This window comes from Stenotrophomonas sp. PD6 (assembly GCF_049199305.1).
Lineage (GTDB): Bacteria > Pseudomonadota > Gammaproteobacteria > Xanthomonadales > Xanthomonadaceae > Stenotrophomonas.
Genome location: NZ_JBLZQD010000004.1, coordinates 276,738 through 292,087, shown reverse-complemented (window position 1 = coordinate 292,087; position 15,350 = coordinate 276,738). Strand labels below are relative to the sequence as shown.

Annotated in this window: 21 protein-coding genes; 9 read left to right on the top strand and 12 right to left on the bottom strand. The window is 60.8% G+C overall.

Annotated elements, in window-relative coordinates:
• Positions 1-26: 26 nt before the first annotated feature.
• The 4 genes from ACOZHM_RS09015 to ACOZHM_RS09000 form a co-directional block, all read right to left on the bottom strand.
• Positions 27-275 (bottom strand): DUF6624 domain-containing protein, encoded by a 249-nt coding sequence (locus ACOZHM_RS09015; RefSeq protein ID WP_421568910.1) that lies wholly within the window; start codon positions 273-275, stop codon positions 27-29.
• Positions 276-350: 75 nt separating this feature from the next.
• On the bottom strand, positions 351-848 hold the full coding sequence (locus ACOZHM_RS09010) for a hypothetical protein (RefSeq protein WP_421568909.1): 498 nt from the start codon (positions 846-848) through the stop codon (positions 351-353).
• Between the two features lie 75 nt (positions 849-923).
• Positions 924-1,307: a hypothetical protein gene (locus ACOZHM_RS09005; RefSeq protein WP_421568908.1), complete on the bottom strand. Its 384-nt coding sequence runs from the start codon at positions 1,305-1,307 to the stop codon at positions 924-926.
• A gap of 1 nt (position 1,308) precedes the next feature.
• Positions 1,309-2,127, bottom strand: coding sequence for a hypothetical protein (locus ACOZHM_RS09000; RefSeq protein ID WP_421568907.1), 819 nt, complete (start codon positions 2,125-2,127; stop codon positions 1,309-1,311).
• Positions 2,128-2,232: 105 nt separating this feature from the next.
• Here ACOZHM_RS09000 and ACOZHM_RS08995 point away from each other — a divergent pair, with 105 nt between their 5' ends.
• The 3 genes from ACOZHM_RS08995 to ACOZHM_RS08985 all read left to right on the top strand — a co-directional run bounded on the left by ACOZHM_RS08995 (position 2,233) and on the right by ACOZHM_RS08985 (position 5,685).
• Positions 2,233-2,592, top strand: coding sequence for a helix-turn-helix domain-containing protein (locus tag ACOZHM_RS08995; protein WP_236512292.1), 360 nt, complete (start codon positions 2,233-2,235; stop codon positions 2,590-2,592).
• Between the two features lie 26 nt (positions 2,593-2,618).
• Positions 2,619-2,927: a hypothetical protein gene (locus tag ACOZHM_RS08990; protein WP_394161478.1), complete on the top strand. Its 309-nt coding sequence runs from the start codon at positions 2,619-2,621 to the stop codon at positions 2,925-2,927.
• A gap of 151 nt (positions 2,928-3,078) precedes the next feature.
• Positions 3,079-5,685: an AAA family ATPase gene (locus ACOZHM_RS08985; protein WP_421568906.1), complete on the top strand. Its 2,607-nt coding sequence runs from the start codon at positions 3,079-3,081 to the stop codon at positions 5,683-5,685.
• Positions 5,686-6,033: 348 nt separating this feature from the next.
• On the opposite strand, the gene ACOZHM_RS08980 is transcribed toward ACOZHM_RS08985, so the two are convergent.
• The 6 genes from ACOZHM_RS08980 to ACOZHM_RS08955 form a co-directional block, all read right to left on the bottom strand.
• Entirely contained in the window at positions 6,034-6,219 is a 186-nt protein-coding gene (locus ACOZHM_RS08980) for a hypothetical protein (RefSeq protein ID WP_421568905.1), read from the bottom strand.
• 36 nt (positions 6,220-6,255) lie between these two features.
• The gene (locus tag ACOZHM_RS08975) at positions 6,256-6,519 is read right to left on the bottom strand and encodes a hypothetical protein (protein WP_421568904.1); all 264 of its coding nucleotides are present in this window, start codon (positions 6,517-6,519) and stop codon (positions 6,256-6,258) included.
• Entirely contained in the window at positions 6,516-6,848 is a 333-nt protein-coding gene (locus ACOZHM_RS08970) for a hypothetical protein (protein ID WP_421568903.1), read from the bottom strand. The genes ACOZHM_RS08975 and ACOZHM_RS08970 overlap by 4 nt, the downstream gene beginning before the upstream one ends.
• 467 nt (positions 6,849-7,315) lie before the next feature.
• Positions 7,316-7,690, bottom strand: a complete 375-nt coding sequence (locus tag ACOZHM_RS08965) for a hypothetical protein (protein WP_421568902.1) — start codon at positions 7,688-7,690, stop codon at positions 7,316-7,318.
• Complete coding sequence (locus ACOZHM_RS08960) at positions 7,675-7,899, bottom strand: hypothetical protein (protein WP_421568901.1); 225 nt, start codon at positions 7,897-7,899, stop codon at positions 7,675-7,677. The genes ACOZHM_RS08965 and ACOZHM_RS08960 overlap by 16 nt, the downstream gene beginning before the upstream one ends.
• Before the next feature lie 143 nt (positions 7,900-8,042).
• On the bottom strand, positions 8,043-8,438 hold the full coding sequence (locus tag ACOZHM_RS08955) for a hypothetical protein (RefSeq protein WP_421568900.1): 396 nt from the start codon (positions 8,436-8,438) through the stop codon (positions 8,043-8,045).
• A 629-nt stretch (positions 8,439-9,067) separates the two neighbouring features.
• On the opposite strand from ACOZHM_RS08955, the gene ACOZHM_RS08950 reads away from it, so the two are divergent.
• The 6 genes from ACOZHM_RS08950 (at position 9,068) to ACOZHM_RS08925 (ending at position 13,713) form a co-directional block, all read left to right on the top strand.
• Entirely contained in the window at positions 9,068-9,493 is a 426-nt protein-coding gene (locus ACOZHM_RS08950) for a low affinity iron permease family protein (RefSeq protein WP_394161496.1), read from the top strand.
• An 85-nt stretch (positions 9,494-9,578) separates the two neighbouring features.
• Positions 9,579-9,995 (top strand): hypothetical protein, encoded by a 417-nt coding sequence (locus ACOZHM_RS08945; RefSeq protein WP_421568899.1) that lies wholly within the window; start codon positions 9,579-9,581, stop codon positions 9,993-9,995.
• Positions 9,996-10,132: 137 nt separating this feature from the next.
• Complete coding sequence (locus ACOZHM_RS08940) at positions 10,133-10,630, top strand: ferritin-like domain-containing protein (RefSeq protein ID WP_313318627.1); 498 nt, start codon at positions 10,133-10,135, stop codon at positions 10,628-10,630.
• 49 nt (positions 10,631-10,679) lie between these two features.
• Positions 10,680-11,318: a DUF6766 family protein gene (locus tag ACOZHM_RS08935; RefSeq protein ID WP_421568898.1), complete on the top strand. Its 639-nt coding sequence runs from the start codon at positions 10,680-10,682 to the stop codon at positions 11,316-11,318.
• A 1-nt stretch (position 11,319) separates the two neighbouring features.
• Positions 11,320-11,883, top strand: a complete 564-nt coding sequence (locus tag ACOZHM_RS08930) for a cysteine hydrolase family protein (RefSeq protein WP_421568897.1) — start codon at positions 11,320-11,322, stop codon at positions 11,881-11,883.
• 141 nt (positions 11,884-12,024) lie between these two features.
• Positions 12,025-13,713: a diguanylate cyclase gene (locus ACOZHM_RS08925; protein ID WP_421568896.1), complete on the top strand. Its 1,689-nt coding sequence runs from the start codon at positions 12,025-12,027 to the stop codon at positions 13,711-13,713.
• A 15-nt stretch (positions 13,714-13,728) separates the two neighbouring features.
• On the opposite strand, the gene ACOZHM_RS08920 is transcribed toward ACOZHM_RS08925, so the two are convergent.
• Together ACOZHM_RS08920 and ACOZHM_RS08915 are read right to left on the bottom strand one after the other, a co-directional pair.
• On the bottom strand, positions 13,729-14,658 hold the full coding sequence (locus ACOZHM_RS08920; protein WP_421568895.1) for an NAD(P)/FAD-dependent oxidoreductase: 930 nt from the start codon (positions 14,656-14,658) through the stop codon (positions 13,729-13,731).
• A gap of 87 nt (positions 14,659-14,745) precedes the next feature.
• The gene (locus ACOZHM_RS08915; RefSeq protein ID WP_394161507.1) at positions 14,746-15,306 is read right to left on the bottom strand and encodes a DUF488 family protein; all 561 of its coding nucleotides are present in this window, start codon (positions 15,304-15,306) and stop codon (positions 14,746-14,748) included.
• Positions 15,307-15,350: the final 44 nt, after the last annotated feature.

Sequence of the window (15,350 nt, the reverse complement as noted above, 5' to 3'; positions counted from 1 at the left end):
CCTCAATCGACGGCAGGCTCACGGATTCATAGCGCGCGGTGAGCCCCTTCAGGTCCCCGGTCGGCTGAAGCGATAGGCTGTCGTCCTCGTTGTTCCGGGCACTGGGTGCCGTAGACCTGCGGCTTGCCCTGTTGGCGCAACACCCGGTCCTTGAGCATGGCGAACTGGCCAGAATCCGCCTCGTCCGCTTTCACCGCGGCCTGCAGCAGTCCCAACACCTTCTCCTGGAAAGCCAAGGTCCAACTTGGCGTGCTGGGCAATGTAGGACGCCGCACTGGCCCCGTCGCTGCCGACCATGGACCGGGTGGGCCACCCCTTCTCGTCCACCACCTGCTTCAACCAGGCCGGCATCAGCGCGCAGGAAAAGCGGTGCGATCCCACGCCCGCTTCGCCCAGCCGGCCATTAAGGCCGTCACAACCAATACCGGCAGACCGTAGAGGAAGGCTCCGTAAAAGGCGTAGTTGGCAAACGTCCCATAGAGCGGGTCGTCCATCAGCCGCAAGCCGAGCCACGCAGCCATCGCCACCAGGCCTCCGCCAAGCATCATGCCCACCGCCGCGCCCTTCAGGAATCCGTGATTGCGGAACGTCGGGACACGGCCGGTTTGGACGTGCCAGCCCCAAAGCCGCTGAGCTCGAACATGGAGAGCGAAGCAGAAGGCCAAGAACGCAAAGATCAGCCCACCCGGCACGCAGCAGATCAGGCCGATGAAGAAGTCCCGCTTCATGATTTCCAGTCCCGCTGCCAGTGCGACAAGCCCCAACGGGCCCAGAATCACGAACGGCAGGATCATCTGTGACGGCCCAGGCGGGGCCATCATGCGGGGCTGCGGTGCGTAAGCAGTCATCTTTTCTCTCCCTGGTGGTCTTGGCTGCACGCTTGATCGGAACCCGTGTGCAGTCAAGACATGGCGTCCAGGCGTTTAGCCTGCGGACGTCCCTTCGTCCTTCACTTCGACCGGCTGCCAACCCTCGCCTTGAGGGCGGAACAGTGCACGCAGCTTCGGCTTGAGGGTGCCCGGCTCCGGCTTGGTGGGCTGGCCACCGATGGAACCTTGGGCTTTTACCGACCCGCCCACCATGCACTCTTGATCCCCATTGGGCTTCTTCTCGCAATCGAACTCCAGGCCGCCCGCATCGGTGACCTCAAGCTTCCAGGTGCGCTGCAACGTCGCCTGCTTCCCTTGCTCGGTAAAGAACCCTTCTACAACTTTGACCCCGTCCTCCTTGGTGGGGCCCTTGCCACCAGAGCATGCTGTCAGGCTCAAGAGTGTCGTTGCTGCGACCACGATCATTGCTTGTTTCATGTCATGCGTCCTTGTCTTTGGAAGGGGTTATGCCGATGACCTGGTTCCTGTAGCCGATCTCCATCCGGTCGATGCGGAGAACGATGGCTGGCAGGCCGTTGGGCTTTAGCCTGCCCTCCATGACCTTGAAAAAGATTTGGTCTCCCGTGGCGTCACGCCCCACGCGATTCAGCTCAGCCACGTCTTCAGGCTTCAGGCGCAAGGCAGCGTGGTAACGGCCTCCGTGCTCGACCCCAACGACCGCTGATCCCTTTCCCAGCGGGGATGCACCCACCACTGCCGTGGGCAAAAACCCCGGGGAGCGGGGATACCAGGCGTTGTCGAAGATCTTTGCGTAGGCATGGAGGATCCCGGTCTTCGGGTCGATCTCCACGTCCATGGGAGGCCGCAGGTAGAAAAGGTCCGTGGCAGCAAACTGCCGTGCCTTTGCCTCAAACGCACTCGCTGGGTCTCCGGCCTGCCCCAACCGTTGAAAGAGGTGCCGCCAGCTGCCAATGCAGCGGGTGCGCGTTGAAGGCGTCATGGCGTAGCCCGCCTTTACTTGGGCGAGCAGGTTGCCTTCGCAGAGATCGAATCCCCCTGAAGCCGTGGCGGCAAGGCCCCACCGAACGCGGGTGTAGCCATCAAGGACCTCGGGGTCTCCGTCGTCCCAGTAGGTGCCGGCGGGCTCCAGGTAGCGCTTCGTCGCCGGCGCGGAAGCCGCGTCTTTGCCCGCCTGCATCAGCCCTTTGCCGATCCGCCCCAAAATGCCGTCTTGGGCTCCAGCGGTCCCGCTGGTCAACGCCATGACTACCGCCATGGCTGCAATCGTCTGCTTCATGCGTCCCCCTGTTACCGGCCACCCGGTCTATTTGCAAGTTTGGCAAATGCAGTGCAGCATTGGAAGCGGCAGACTGTGGGGTCGTTACTGATCCGTTGATCTCCCATGCCTGCTCCTCTCGCCCCTGCTCACACGTTCGGCCGTCGCTTGCGCGAGGCCCGGCTTGCCAAGGGCCTGACACAAGCGGATTTGGGGGCCGTGCTTGGGTTGGACGAGGAAAACAGCGCCGCCCCCAGGATTTCTCGTTACGAGAGAGGCGATCGAGTGCCTGACTTGGAGAGCATGGAAAAGCTGGCAGAAGCACTAGGGCTGCCAGTGGCGTATTTCCATGCGACCAATGACTTGGTTGCCGAAACCCTGTTGGTGATGTCCAGGCTTGATCCTGAGCAGCAGCGAGAGTTGTTGGCGAAGGTTCGGCAATACGCGAAGAGCAAAGGGGTCGCTACCGAGCCCCCAGGGTCTTAGTTTCTGGAGCTCATGGAGGAGCAGCGATGTTGAAGCGACTGAAGAAGTGGCTAGGAAAAGGGGTTGAATCACCACGCACTGTCCCCGTGCAGATGCAGGCCCTCATCGAAGTCAACTTGGTTGAACTCAATCTCGCATCCCTCGACGCCCTCCGTGGTGCCACCGGACACGGTGAACCTCTTTCCATTCGTCTGAGCGCACAAACCTGGCTCGGCGGGCTTAAGGAGCGAGCGAATGCGGACGAGCGAGCATGGGAGACCGTGGCGTTAGAAGCCCGGGCGTTCAACCGCCAGCTGGCATCGATCCTCGCTGCGCATCAGCATCCAGCCCCCTGATCCCATTCCAGATTGGGCACATCACCCCGTTCGATATGGCTCATTCGAGCCTACGACCACCGCCGACTTGCCTCCGAATGTGACCCGCGTCACTATCGAGGGAGGGGGACGGAGCCTTCCCGGCTACCGCCAAGCACAGGGGAAGTGACCGATGGCGAAGAAGGACGGGGCCGCTGCGCCCACGACGCTCGAAGACTGGTTGAACAGCCGCCCAAGCTGGTTACGCATGGCCGCTTCCTTGGTGATCCAGCACCGCCGCATGCCGAACGAAGAAGAGATGGAGGCGCTGGCGGATCACTGCCTGGCCGACGCAGCCAAGAAGCTGGATGCTCCCCACCCTGCTTTGGCACCGGGAACCATCTTGGGGACACCCCCCGCAGCTGAGCTTCGTATCGACTCGGTCTCCTCCATCCGCGGCGTCAATGCCCTTGGCGAGGACGCGGCACTGGATCTCAGCCAGGGTCAAATGACCGTCGTCTACGGACCAAACGGGGCCGGCAAATCGGGCTACGCCCGTTTGATGAAGCACGTCTGCGGCGCGCGGGCCAAGGGATCCATCCACGGCAACGTGTTCAAGCAGAACCCCGCTGCCGCCTCTGCTCTGATTAAAGTCAAGGCGACGCGAGCCGACGGCACCACTTCGCCTGCTGATCTCACTTGGCAAGCATCCGACGGCCCCCATTTGACGTTGAAAGCAGTCCCTGTGTTCGACTCAGCCACAGCGCTGGAGTTCGGAGACAGCGCCACCACCGCCACCCATCTTCCCCGGGCGATGCGGTTCGTCGGGATGCTCATCAAGATCTCCGATGACCTCGCTACCCAATTGAAGGCCCGCGCGGCCAAGCTCACCAGCAAACTGCCCAACATCCCGGAAGATCACGCCCAGAGCAGCGCGGCGACGTTTCTTCAGAAGCTGACGGCGAAACTGACCGAAGAGGAGATCAACAAGCGTTGCGCCTTCCCCGATGTGCTGAACGATGAGCGCTTGGCTCTGGAGACCGCACTGGCCCAGGCGAACCCTGAAGTGGCCCACGCCAAGGCCGTCGGAGAGCTTGAACGCTTGCCGCAGATGGCCACAAGCGTCTCGACGTTGAGGGAGAGCTTCAGCGACGAGAAGGCCCAGGCACTTTTGGATGCCCGCAGCAATGCAGAGGTCAAGCGCCAAGCCGCCACCGCTTATGCCACGGCCTTCCTCAATGGATTGCCGCTCAAAGGCGTCGGAGACGCCGTGTGGCGAACCCTTTGGGACGCCGCAAAGGCATATTCGACCGGTCTTGCCTACCGTGACCACCCTTTCCCCCACGTTGGGGACGAGGCCTGCTGTGTCCTCTGCCAGCAACCGCTGGAAGACGAGGGCAAGGCCCGCTTGGCCAGCTTTGAGAGCTACCTCAACGACACCCTACAGACAGAAGCAAAGAGCGCCGAAGACGCTCTGAAGGCGCTGAAGAAGGCATTGCCCAGCCCTCTCACTGATGTCGCCTGGCAGGCCCAGTGCGCCGTTATTGGCTTGGAAGCCGCCCAAGCCACTGAGCTGCTTGAGGCCATCCATACGAGGTTGAAAGCCATGGACGAGGCCACGGCGGCACCGCCCGTAGAGTGGTCTATGTGGACCAACGCCTACGATCAGAAGGTCAAGGCGACCGGCGCTGAGCGCGACGCGCTCGCGGGCTTGCTGGACCCGACGGGGCGGAAGGAGAAAGAAACCCGCTTGGCTGAGCTGAAGGCGCAACAGTGGCTGTCGGAACAGCGCGATGCAGTTTGGGCCGATGTGGTTCGCCTCAAGCGTGTGGCCACGGTGGAAACGGCCGTCAAATCGACATGGACCGGTCCCCTCACCACCAAAAGCAATGACATCGGCGAATCGGAGTTGGCCAAGGGCTATTGCGATCGCTTCAACGCCGAGCTTCAGGCGTTGGGAGGCCACTCGCTTCCCGTCCGCATGTCGTATCGATCCCAAGGCAAAGGGGCGTTCACCTTCTACGTTGAGCTGAAAGACGCGCAAGGTGCCCAGAAGAATCGGGAAATCCTGAGCGAGGGGGAGCAACGCATTGTGGCGTTGGCGGCCTTCCTGGCCGACGCGACGGGCCTTGAACGGGGCATGCCCGTGATCTTCGATGACCCCATCTCCTCCCTGGATCAGCGCTTTGAGGAGGCGGTCGCCAAACGCCTGGTAGATCTGGCCGAGCATCGCCAGGTGATCGTGTTCACACATCGATTGTCACTGATGGTCCTCTTGCGGAACGCCGCCGAGCACCGGACTCGGCTCGATCAATGTGCGATCAGCGTGGCGGTGGAATCGATCGCCCGAGACGGCAGCAAGACTGGCATGCGGGCCGAGATCGACACGTTCTCAATGAAGCCAAAAGACGGGTTTGGTCACATGGTTAGGGAGGTTACGGAACTCAAGCAGTTGGGTCCGCCTATGAAAGCGCTCGCGCTCAAGGCGGCATGCAGCAACTTCCGCATTCTAGTGGAGCGATCAGTGGAAGATGATCTTTGCTCAGGAATCATCAACCGCTACCGACGAGAGATCAAAACCCTCAACAAACTGCAGCGGCTAAACGCAATCACTCCGGCAGATTGCGCTTTGATCGACGGCATGATGACCAAGTATTCTGCGTTTGAGCACTCTCAATCCATTGACACCCCGACTTGGCTTCCAGAGCCGGACGAGCTGCTGAAGGACGTGCAAGACATGCTCGAGTGGTGCAAGAAGTTCAACGACCGCGCGAAAGCAGCGGCCTCCCCCAATAAGTGAATCATCACCATCCACCGCCACTCCACTTAGCGGATCGCTGCCATCAGAAGCACCACCTGGCAGCGTTTCCCACTTCGGGTGGCAGCGCTTAATGGAACTCGTGCGCGCGAAGAAGAGCCTGCAACCACTCTTCGGCGTCATTGACGCACGTCAGTTCTCGAACCACCACGCCCGCGACGCAATCCCCGGGAACAGCGAAAGGGTCGTTGTCCAAGTCGCTGTTGGACAAAGGGGAGTGGAAATCGGCCCCCTCTTGGAACGCCTTAAGCAGGTGCTGCCTGGCAAGATGATCCCGGCGCGCAGCCCATGCGAGGCGCACGAGTTCAGAAGGTGACCAATGAGGGCTCATCAAAACTCGTAATCGTATGGAGCACCCGAGGGAATCCCGGCCATCGGTCCCGAGTAACCGACGTTCTGAGCCAAGTTTTGGGCGGTATGCGCCATGCGATCAAGGCGCTCCGGAACCTTGTCCAGGGCGAAGATGACCATTCCGAAGAGGGCGATGTTGAGCAGCTTGTTGAAGATCTTGCGCATGGGACGGTGTCCTCCGCTATGTCAGGTAATCGGGTTTCAGATGAGACGGTAATGCTGGGCAACGCCCACCAAACAGCCGCCCCAGATGCAGGCCACGACCAATGGGGCGCAGAGCAACAGGACTCCCAAGGCCACGTCGGACAGCGTTGCTTGCTTGCCGGTGACCATCTCCCAGCCACACCGGGCGACGCCAAGGCCTGAAACGCCCAGCCAAAGGAAGTGCAGCAATGCCAAGTAGTCGTGAGCGGCCAGCGGCTTGAGCTCGGGGATCATGGGCAGCCGATCGGGTTGAGCGCTCATGGTTCGTCCCAACGAAGAGCGTTCAGCGCGGCGAGCTGTTGCTCGCATTGAGCGACGGTGAGCACGTATCGGGCGTAGGAATGAGCCTGATAGGCCCGAAAGCCCTCCTCGGAGGGAACGTTCGACGCCTCGTCGACCTTGGCCGTCAACGCCTCCCACTGATCATTTCCGGCGCCTTGCATCTCCAGGAACAGTGCCCAAGCCTTCGGTCCTCGTTCCCGAGCGAGCGATTGCACCTCATACATAAGGCGGTTCGTTTCGTTGTCTCGCTCGGCGTCCAACTGGTCCACGCAAGCATACCCTTGCTCATTGAATGGATAAAAGAACATAGCAACTCCTTAAACGAAATGTGGATTGGATTCGATCCGGTCAGCGATGACCTTGGCGAGGAAGAGGCCGAGCAACAGGCTGGAGGTGTAAACAGTAAGGACGATGACCATAGGCCTATCTCTTTCTTGAAGTTGTGGTCAGCGGATTGCCTTCCTCTGATTCCAGGTTATGAGAAAACCCATTTTTGACAATGCCTTTTACCGATCATTTTTTGACTAAAGCTCAAAACTGGATATCCAAAAGCAGATCTTGGAAATAGTTGCACCAACTCACATTTCCCCGTTCAAGATTGAGCCTGGGTAGGCGCATAGGCCCTTTCCTCTTTCCCCATCCAGGGTTTTGCTCTAGCCGCTTATGGCTTTTGGCTTTTGGTCGTTTGCTCCCCCTGATGGCACTGCATCCTCCACGGAAGCCAGTCAGCCGTTCTAAAGCGCAGACAAGAAAAAGGCAGCAACCGCCGTGCGGCTCACGAGCCCTCGTTATCTGGCCACGAACTGGCAGCCAGGCATCGGCTCACCAACTGCCGCACGGCTTCGCCTCGCTTGATCCCGGCCCTGTTCCCATCAATCAGCAACGCCATCGCCACATGTGGTTCGACCCAGCACTCCGGCAGCATGGCCGTATACCGCTGGCCTCCCCCCTTCTGAAGACGCACGCGCTTGGCAAAGGGCTGCCGCACCTGGGCATGCTCCCGGATGAGTTGAGTCAACGCGGCTTGAACGGAAAGCCCCTGCTCTGCCGCCAGGCTGGAGAACGCAGCCAGCACGTCGGGAGCGATGCGCGCCGCATAGATCTCCTCAGGGCCCGCCTTGGGTGGTTTGGGCTTCAACGTGTAGGGCATGGCGTGCTCGGTTTGGGCTTGGGCAACCACGCGTGATCGTTCGCTTCAGCAGGTGTCAGCAGCGCGGACGTGCCCAAACAACAGGCCAGCTGGTAATGGCCGATGGTGTGCGGGAACTGCTGCAGGTGGAGGTGCATGGCGCGGTCGAAGTAGCAGATGCCGCCCTTGCGGCGTTCGTAGGCGAAATAGCGTTTGCGGCGATCAGTCATGTGCTCTCTCAGATGTCATTCCCACGATCAACAAACACTATAAAAACCCCATGTTTTGACAAGGGTGCCTACCGATCATTTATTGACTAAAGCCGCTATTTGCCGGCTCGAATGCAAAAAACACGAATACTGGGAGATGGTCCTCACTTCTCTGCATCCTTGATCACCTCCAACACTTGGCAGGCGCAAATGCAGTAGCCGTGGTGATCGCTGAAGGCGTTGTAGACCAGTTCATCGATCTCGTCCGGGGCCCGATGGCCAATCTGCTCAGCATCAAGGAGCACTTCCCCTTCGCTCGGCAAGCACTTCAGCACCCGCCCGTCGATGTCCCACTCGACACCCGAGATGAGGAACTTGCGCAGGCCGTAGCCCCAACCGGGTGCAACGGTGGCGACCTTCAGCACGCGGCGGACGGTGCTCGTGGACGCTTCAACGTCCTGGGCGATGTCGCGAACAGTGCCGCCTGCTTGTGCAAGGCCAACGATGGCCCGGTCGCGGTGATGGTTGGACAGGGGGAAGTGCGGGGTTGCGTGCTTCATGGGTAGCCCCTCATCGATTGGGATGATGAAAGGCTACGATGCGGGGCGCGGGCCGTCAGGACGAAAGGGGCAGCTGCCCCTTTTCGAGTTGCGTGGAAAGGCGCCCCCGAAGCGCAGACTAGCTCGAATCGCCTGCACCACGTCCGCGCGCGCACGACCCGGCTATGGTGGCCGCTCGTGTCTTCAGCCACCGAGTGGGGCCGCTATCGCCACCCTAGGTCCACGCGATCCAGGTTGTAGTCAGCGCCGGCTTCGAAGGCGGCTTGATTAGCTGGGAGGTCGCCGTAGTGTTGTGCGAAGTCGGCGGGGTTGAATCCGGCATCTTCAAGCGAGAGGGCGTAGAGGCGTTGGAACTCGGCGTTGGCTTCGGTTTAGTGGTTCATCGGGCTTGGCCTGCTGGCAGAGCGGATTGCTCGCAAACCGATAGCGATAGCCCCGGACCCGGCCCTTCCCGCACCCAAGAGCAAACACGGCCACGCCGTGGGCACCCTGCGAGCGAGCTCGAGACTCAGTGATCGAGGCGAGGCCTTCCCACATCGCGGATGTTTCATTGACGCGTTGGTCAGCACGCGGCCATTACCCTAAGTTTGCACCGGGCTGGAGCCGGGACTGACCGAGAGAACAGAACCATGAAGAAGAGATCGTTTGGACACTTTGCGGCCGTGGCGGCCCGCGCGTCCGGGAGCCTAGGGGCGTTTGTTGCAGCCTTGGGCGTGGTGGTGGTCTGGGCCGGAAGCGGGCCGCTGTTCAAGTTCAACGACACGTGGCAACTTGTCATCAACACCGGCACGACGATTGTGACCTTCCTGATGGTTTTCTTGATCCAGCACACTCAAAACGGGGACACGGCGGCGCTCCACATCAAGCTCGACGAGTTGATCCGGGTGACCAAGGACGCGAACCAGGAGCTCCTCAACTTGGAGTCCATGGAGCCCGCGCACTTGGAGGAGATCCGCCAACGGTATGAGTCGTTGGCCAAGACCGCGGCGGATATCAAATCGAAGAAGGAACGCTGTATGCCGTGCCGGGAAGACGCCCTGCTCGAGCCTGAATGATTTAAAGAGCGATTAGGCCTTCGTGTGGGTGGCTAAACGTCGCGGGGCGACCCGAAATAACATTTCTCCTCTGCCCAGACCGTCCATGGCCATGTCCTATCGCGATCCCCTCCCGGCTGTCCATGGCTCCGTCTTGGTGCTGGAGAACGATGTCGACTTGGGGCCCTTGCTGCGGGACGTCCTTACCATGGCCGGCTACGATGTATTCTTGGCCCAGTCGAGCTCCGAGGCTCTGGCCCAGCTCTCTGCCACCTCAATGGCCGCCGCCGTCTTGGAGTGGTCCGCGCCAGATGGCAGCGGAGAGGTGGTCGCCGATCACCTGCTCGCGCACCGCATCCCCTACGTGGTTGCGTCCGGCTCCATCGGCCAGCACATGTTGCCGGCACGCCACCTTTGGGCGCCCTTTTTGCCCAAGCCTTATACGATCACCGACTTGATCACCGGGGTGGAGTCCAGCCGGGGCTCCGGGGTGCCCGTTGAGGACCGCCCGGCGTCGCCATAGGGACCACCCGATCGCCTGGGAATGAGCGCGGTCCGGGCGGCTTGGTTAAGAGATTCTCAAGGCCCGAGCACCGGTCTTCACGTGTTTTGGGCGAGGCTGGCGTCAAGGTATTGGTTCACCCAGCAGAGGACCGATAGATGGCCATCAAAACCCTTGAAGAGCTTTTTGTTCACGAGCTGTCTGACATTTACAGCGCTGAAAAGCAGCTGACCAAAGCCCTGCCCCGCTTGGCCCGAGCCGCCGAGAACCCGGATCTCGTGGCTGCTTTCGAGACCCACCTGGAAGAGACGCAGGGTCAGGTCGAGCGGATCGACCAAGTCGTCGAAGTGCTGGGCATCCGGCTCAAGCGCATCAAGTGCGCCGCGATGGAAGGGCTGGTTGAGGAAGGCAAAGAAGTCATTGATTCGGTGGAGAAGGGACCCGTGCGCGACGCCGCACTGATCGGTGGCGCCCAGAAGGTGGAGCACTACGAGATCGCTTCTTACGGCACCATCGCAGCGCTCGCCAAGCAGTTGGGCTACAAGGACGCCCTTCCCTACCTGTTGGAAACACTGGCGGAAGAAAAATCGACGGATGAGAAGCTCACCCTTCTCGCCGAACAGGGCGGCAATCAGAAGGCAGCGGCTGGCAAGTAACCGAATGACTGGCGGGCCTTCGGGCCCGCCCTTGATCTGGACAGGAACCATGTGGCGCCGAAACGGGTTATCGATCGTCCTCGTCGTGCTGACCGTGCTGTTCTTGAGCGCGCAAGCGGTGACGGGGTGGAACGTTCACAACGAGGAGCTGGCACAGCACGGCCAAGCCGCGTTGGGATTCGGTGCCTACCTCACCACAGGGCACTTCAGCAGCGCGACGTTTGAGAACTGGGAGAGCGAGTTCCTGCAAATGGGGATGTATGTGCTGCTCACCGTTCGGCTACGCCAGCGTGGCTCGGCGGAGTCACGCCCGCTTGACCCCGACGAGGAAGATCCAAAACTCGACGCCGGCCCTGCCCCGTGGCCCGTCCGCCGAGGTGGCATCTGGAAAAAAATCTATGGCCACTCTCTGGCCATCGCTTTTTTAAGCTTGTTTGTGATGTCTTTTGCTCTTCACGCCCTCGGCAGCTGGAGAGCGCGGTGCGACGAAGCCCGATTGGATCACTTGCCCGTCCCTGGATTCTTTGAACACCTTTTCAGCAGCGACTTCTGGTTCGAGTCCATGCAGAACTGGCAAAGCGAGTTCTTGGCCGTTCTGGCCTTGGTCGTGTTGACCATTTTCCTGCGTCAGAAAGATTCGCCACAGTCCAAGGCAGTGGAGGCACCCCACGCCCAGACGGGGGACTGACATGCAACGCCCGGCCCTGCTCATCATCGATCTCTTCTCCCGTTTCGATTTCCCCGACGGTCAAACACTGGCGCCACTGGCGCTTAAAGCCGCCAAGAAGGTCCGGCAGATCCGAGACGTCTTTGACGAAAAGCAGTGGCCCGTGATCTACGCCAACGATAACTTCGGGGATTGGAAGTGTGGCTTCCATCAGCTCGCGGAGGTTTGTCGCCACGAAGAAGGCCCGTCGGGCGACATCGCCAAACTGCTTTTCCCCGGTCCGGATCACTACACGGTGCTCAAACCAAAGCACTCGGCCTTCCTCGCCACGCCCTTGGCGGTGCTTCTCGCTAAGATCGGCGTCGAGCAGTTGGTGCTCGTCGGCATGGCATTGGACTCTTGCGTGCTTGCCACCGCCATCGATGCCAACTCCCGCGAGTTCTCCACGGTGGTGGTGTCTGATGCGACCGCCTGCGTGCCGGAACGCAGGCAAGCCGCTTTGAAGCTGCTGCGCTCCACTGGCGGAGTCGAAGTGCGCACGGCCCAAGCGCTTCTACGTTCGCTCGAGAGCGGACATGATCGGTGACAGGTAGGTAGGTCGAACGTTCCATTTGCCATGCAGTTGCGGGATGGAAGAACGCCTGAATTCGATACCGTTCACAGACAGCTGGCCCAGACGCCTCTACGCTTCCAAGCAGTTCAACCAAAGTCATAGAGAGGGGTGCCAGTGGTCGAGCAAGCCCGTCTGTCCGCTTTGCATGCATTGAACATTCTGGACTCGGACCCGGAGCCTTTTTTTGACGCCCTTGCACGCGCTGCACAGTTGGCGACAGAAATGCCCATAGCATTGATCTCCCTGGTGGATGGCGGACGACAGTGGTTCAAGTCTCAAATAGGACTTGAAGACGTGCGTGAGACCCCGCGCGACGTCTCCTTCTGCACGTGGGCGGTCCTTTCAGGAGATATCTTCGAGGTGGAGGACGCCTCCAGCGATCCCAAGTTCGCCGACAACCCATCCGTGCTGGGCGCCCCCTATGTCCGCCATTACGTGGGAGCACCGATTCAAGTGGCCGGCGGCCATCGGGTGGGCACCTTGTGTCTGCTGAGCCAAACGCCTGGCAAACTGACACCCCGCCAGAGGGATGTCCTTCAGTGCTTGGCCGAGGCCGCTGCCGTGGGGATGGAACAACGGGCACAGCTGCTCGATCGGGTGTCCGAGGCTACTCGACTGCACGGCGACCTGCAGAAGAGCCAAGCGCTGCTCGAACAGACCAACGCCCTGGCCAAGGTGGGTGGCTGGGAGCTCAACGTTGATACCAACGAGCTTGAGTGGACCCAACAGACCCGCCTGATCCATGGGGAGATCTATGCGTCTCCCTCCTTGGAGTCGGCGCTCTCCTTCTACCCTGAATCGGCGCAGGGACCCATACAAACCGCTCTCGCCAGCTGCGCCGAGCACGGCACCCCGATCGACCTGACGGTGCCATCCACCAAGGCTGACGGAGAGCGGATATGGGTTCATGTCGTCGGACAGCGCCTCCAAGACGACCGTGGCACGCGCCTGATCGGGGCGGTTCAAGACGTGTCGCTTCAGCGCTCCGCCAGCGACGCGTTGGCGCTGAGCGAATCTAAATACCGTCGGCTGTTTCAGCACAGCATGGGTTTGATCTGCACGCACACCTTGGAGGGCACTATCACGTCCATCAACCCCGCCGCCTCCCTATCACTGGGTCGGGAAGAGCAAGAGCTCATCGGCCACCCGCTGTCAGCGATCCTTCCGCCGGACAGGCGGATGCAACTCCATGCCTATCTGGCCAAGATCAAAGAGGATCAGAGCGACTCAGGAGTGATGGAACTTGTTGCCTCCGATGGGTCTCAGCGCTTCTGGGCCTACCACAACGTTCTGGACACGGAGGCGGAGCCTCCCTACGTTCTGGGGCACGCCCAGGATATCACCACGCAACACCTGCAAGAACAACAACTTCAAGAACTTGCCATCCGGGACCCGTTGACCCGATGCTTCAACCGACGCTATCTCACCGCGCTCGCTCAACGTCAGTTGGACGCTTGGGGCTGCTTGGTGTTCGACCTGGATCACTTCAAGGAGATCAACGACACCCAGGGCCACGCAGAAGGGGACGCTGTGTTGATCAAGTTTGCTGCGTTTCTAGAGTCCAAGCTGCTGGACAACGAGGCCGTCATCCGCCTAGGAGGCGATGAGTTCCTGGTCTTCGTTCCCGGCGCGACGGCTGAGCGCATGCACCAGTTGGAAGCCTGTTACCGGGATCACGCCGATGAAGCGCCAATCCGATTTTCCGGCGGTTGCGCCGTCAGCCGACATCATGAGTCGGTCGGCGACACCATCAATCGTGCAGACATAAAGCTCTACGCTCGTCGGAAACAAGAACGTCCGTGAGCCTTTAGCGATCTGTCAGGGAAGCAACCCCAGCAAGGAACGGTGAGCAGCCACGCCTGCCAATGCCCCTTCACCCACCGCCAAGGCAATGTTCCCAGCGAACCGGGCCGCATCCCCGCACGCAAACACCCCCGCGACCGTGGTCTGCTTGGCCGAATCGGTGGTGATGCATCCTGCGTCCTCTGTCTCACAGCCCATGCGCGTAGCCAAGTCCGACGCCAAACGGGTCTCAGGGTGAACGAACAAGGCTTCCACGTCCCGCACGCTTCCGTCCGCGAGGTTCAAGATCGCTTTGCCGGTCACACCCGCTAAGGCACTTTCCTCTAACGTCACGCCAATGCCCTTCAGCTCCGCTGAAAGCTCTTCGATCTCGGCCGCTGAGAGCGTTGCGGCGTGGAAGGCCGTGACAGCGCCCCATTGCGAGAGCGCCTTGACCTGGTCCATTGCCTCCGCTTTGGACGCAATAAGCACGCCGATGTTTGTTCCGCAGATTTCATAGCCATGGCAGTAAGGGCAATGGAGGACCGTTTCGCCCCAACGCTCTGCGAGCCCTGGAATGTTGGGCAACCGATCCACCACCCCATGGGCAAGGATTACTCGCCTGGCGTGGTAGCGGTCACCGGATGCGCAGTGGACAGCGAAGCCCATCTCGAGAGAGCCGGTGGCATCAATGGCCTGATCGGTCGCCCATTGCACTCGGTCGTAGGCGAGGAGCTGCCGACGTCCCAGCTCAAGGATCTGGACCGGGGCCACCCCGTCCCAGCCCAAGCACCCGTGCGCCTTTGCAGCACGCTTGTTACGCGGCTGACCGTGGTCAATGACCAGCACCGTGCGGCAAGCCCTGGCCAGCTGCAGGGCTGCGGACATGCCCGCATAGCTACCGCCGACCACCACTGCGTCGAAGGGAGGCAGGTCCTGTGACGTTGTGCTGCTGGGGCTGATCATCGTGCTTTGTTCCACCGTCGATGGAGAAATGATGTTCTGGTGTGCACAGGATTTTATGTATTCGCCTCCGCGCCGGCGTAGGCAGACTCAGAACAACTCAACCTGCGGCGCGGGGTAGATCAGGTCCTGCCCCACCGCCTTCGCCATCGGGCTTAGCGGATGGGGCTTGGGTTTTGCGTTGGAGACGATGTGCAACACCTCATGGGCCCGGTGCGTCAAAAGGTCGGAGATCAGGCGACGATGGCAGCGCCACCATGGCGCCTCCGCGCACATCAGCGCGGTTCGATGTGCACCCGCCAGCGCAAGAACCTTCGTTAATCCGCTGGCAAACTCTGCGGAAGCCATGTGGTCTGCATAGCCTTGGAACGCGGCGTTGTCCCATGCCCCGTTGGGAGAATTGGGCTGCGTCCTTCGCCGGCCACCAAGTTCGGGAATCCACTCATACATCACACCATGGGCCGGCAACGTGTCTGCCATCTGTTCCGATGCAAACCAAGGGTGGCGCCGAGACCCCGGGAAACGCCGCACGTCCGCAATGGCCGATATCCCTTGCGCAGACAGCAGTTGCAAAAAGTCGCTCCAAGGCCGAGTGGAGTGGCCGATGGTCCAGATAGTCAGCGGGTGCGGGGCAGGCGGATCGGACGGCATGAGGCAATTGAACACCGTTGCGGATAAAGGCCGTGTCGTCACTG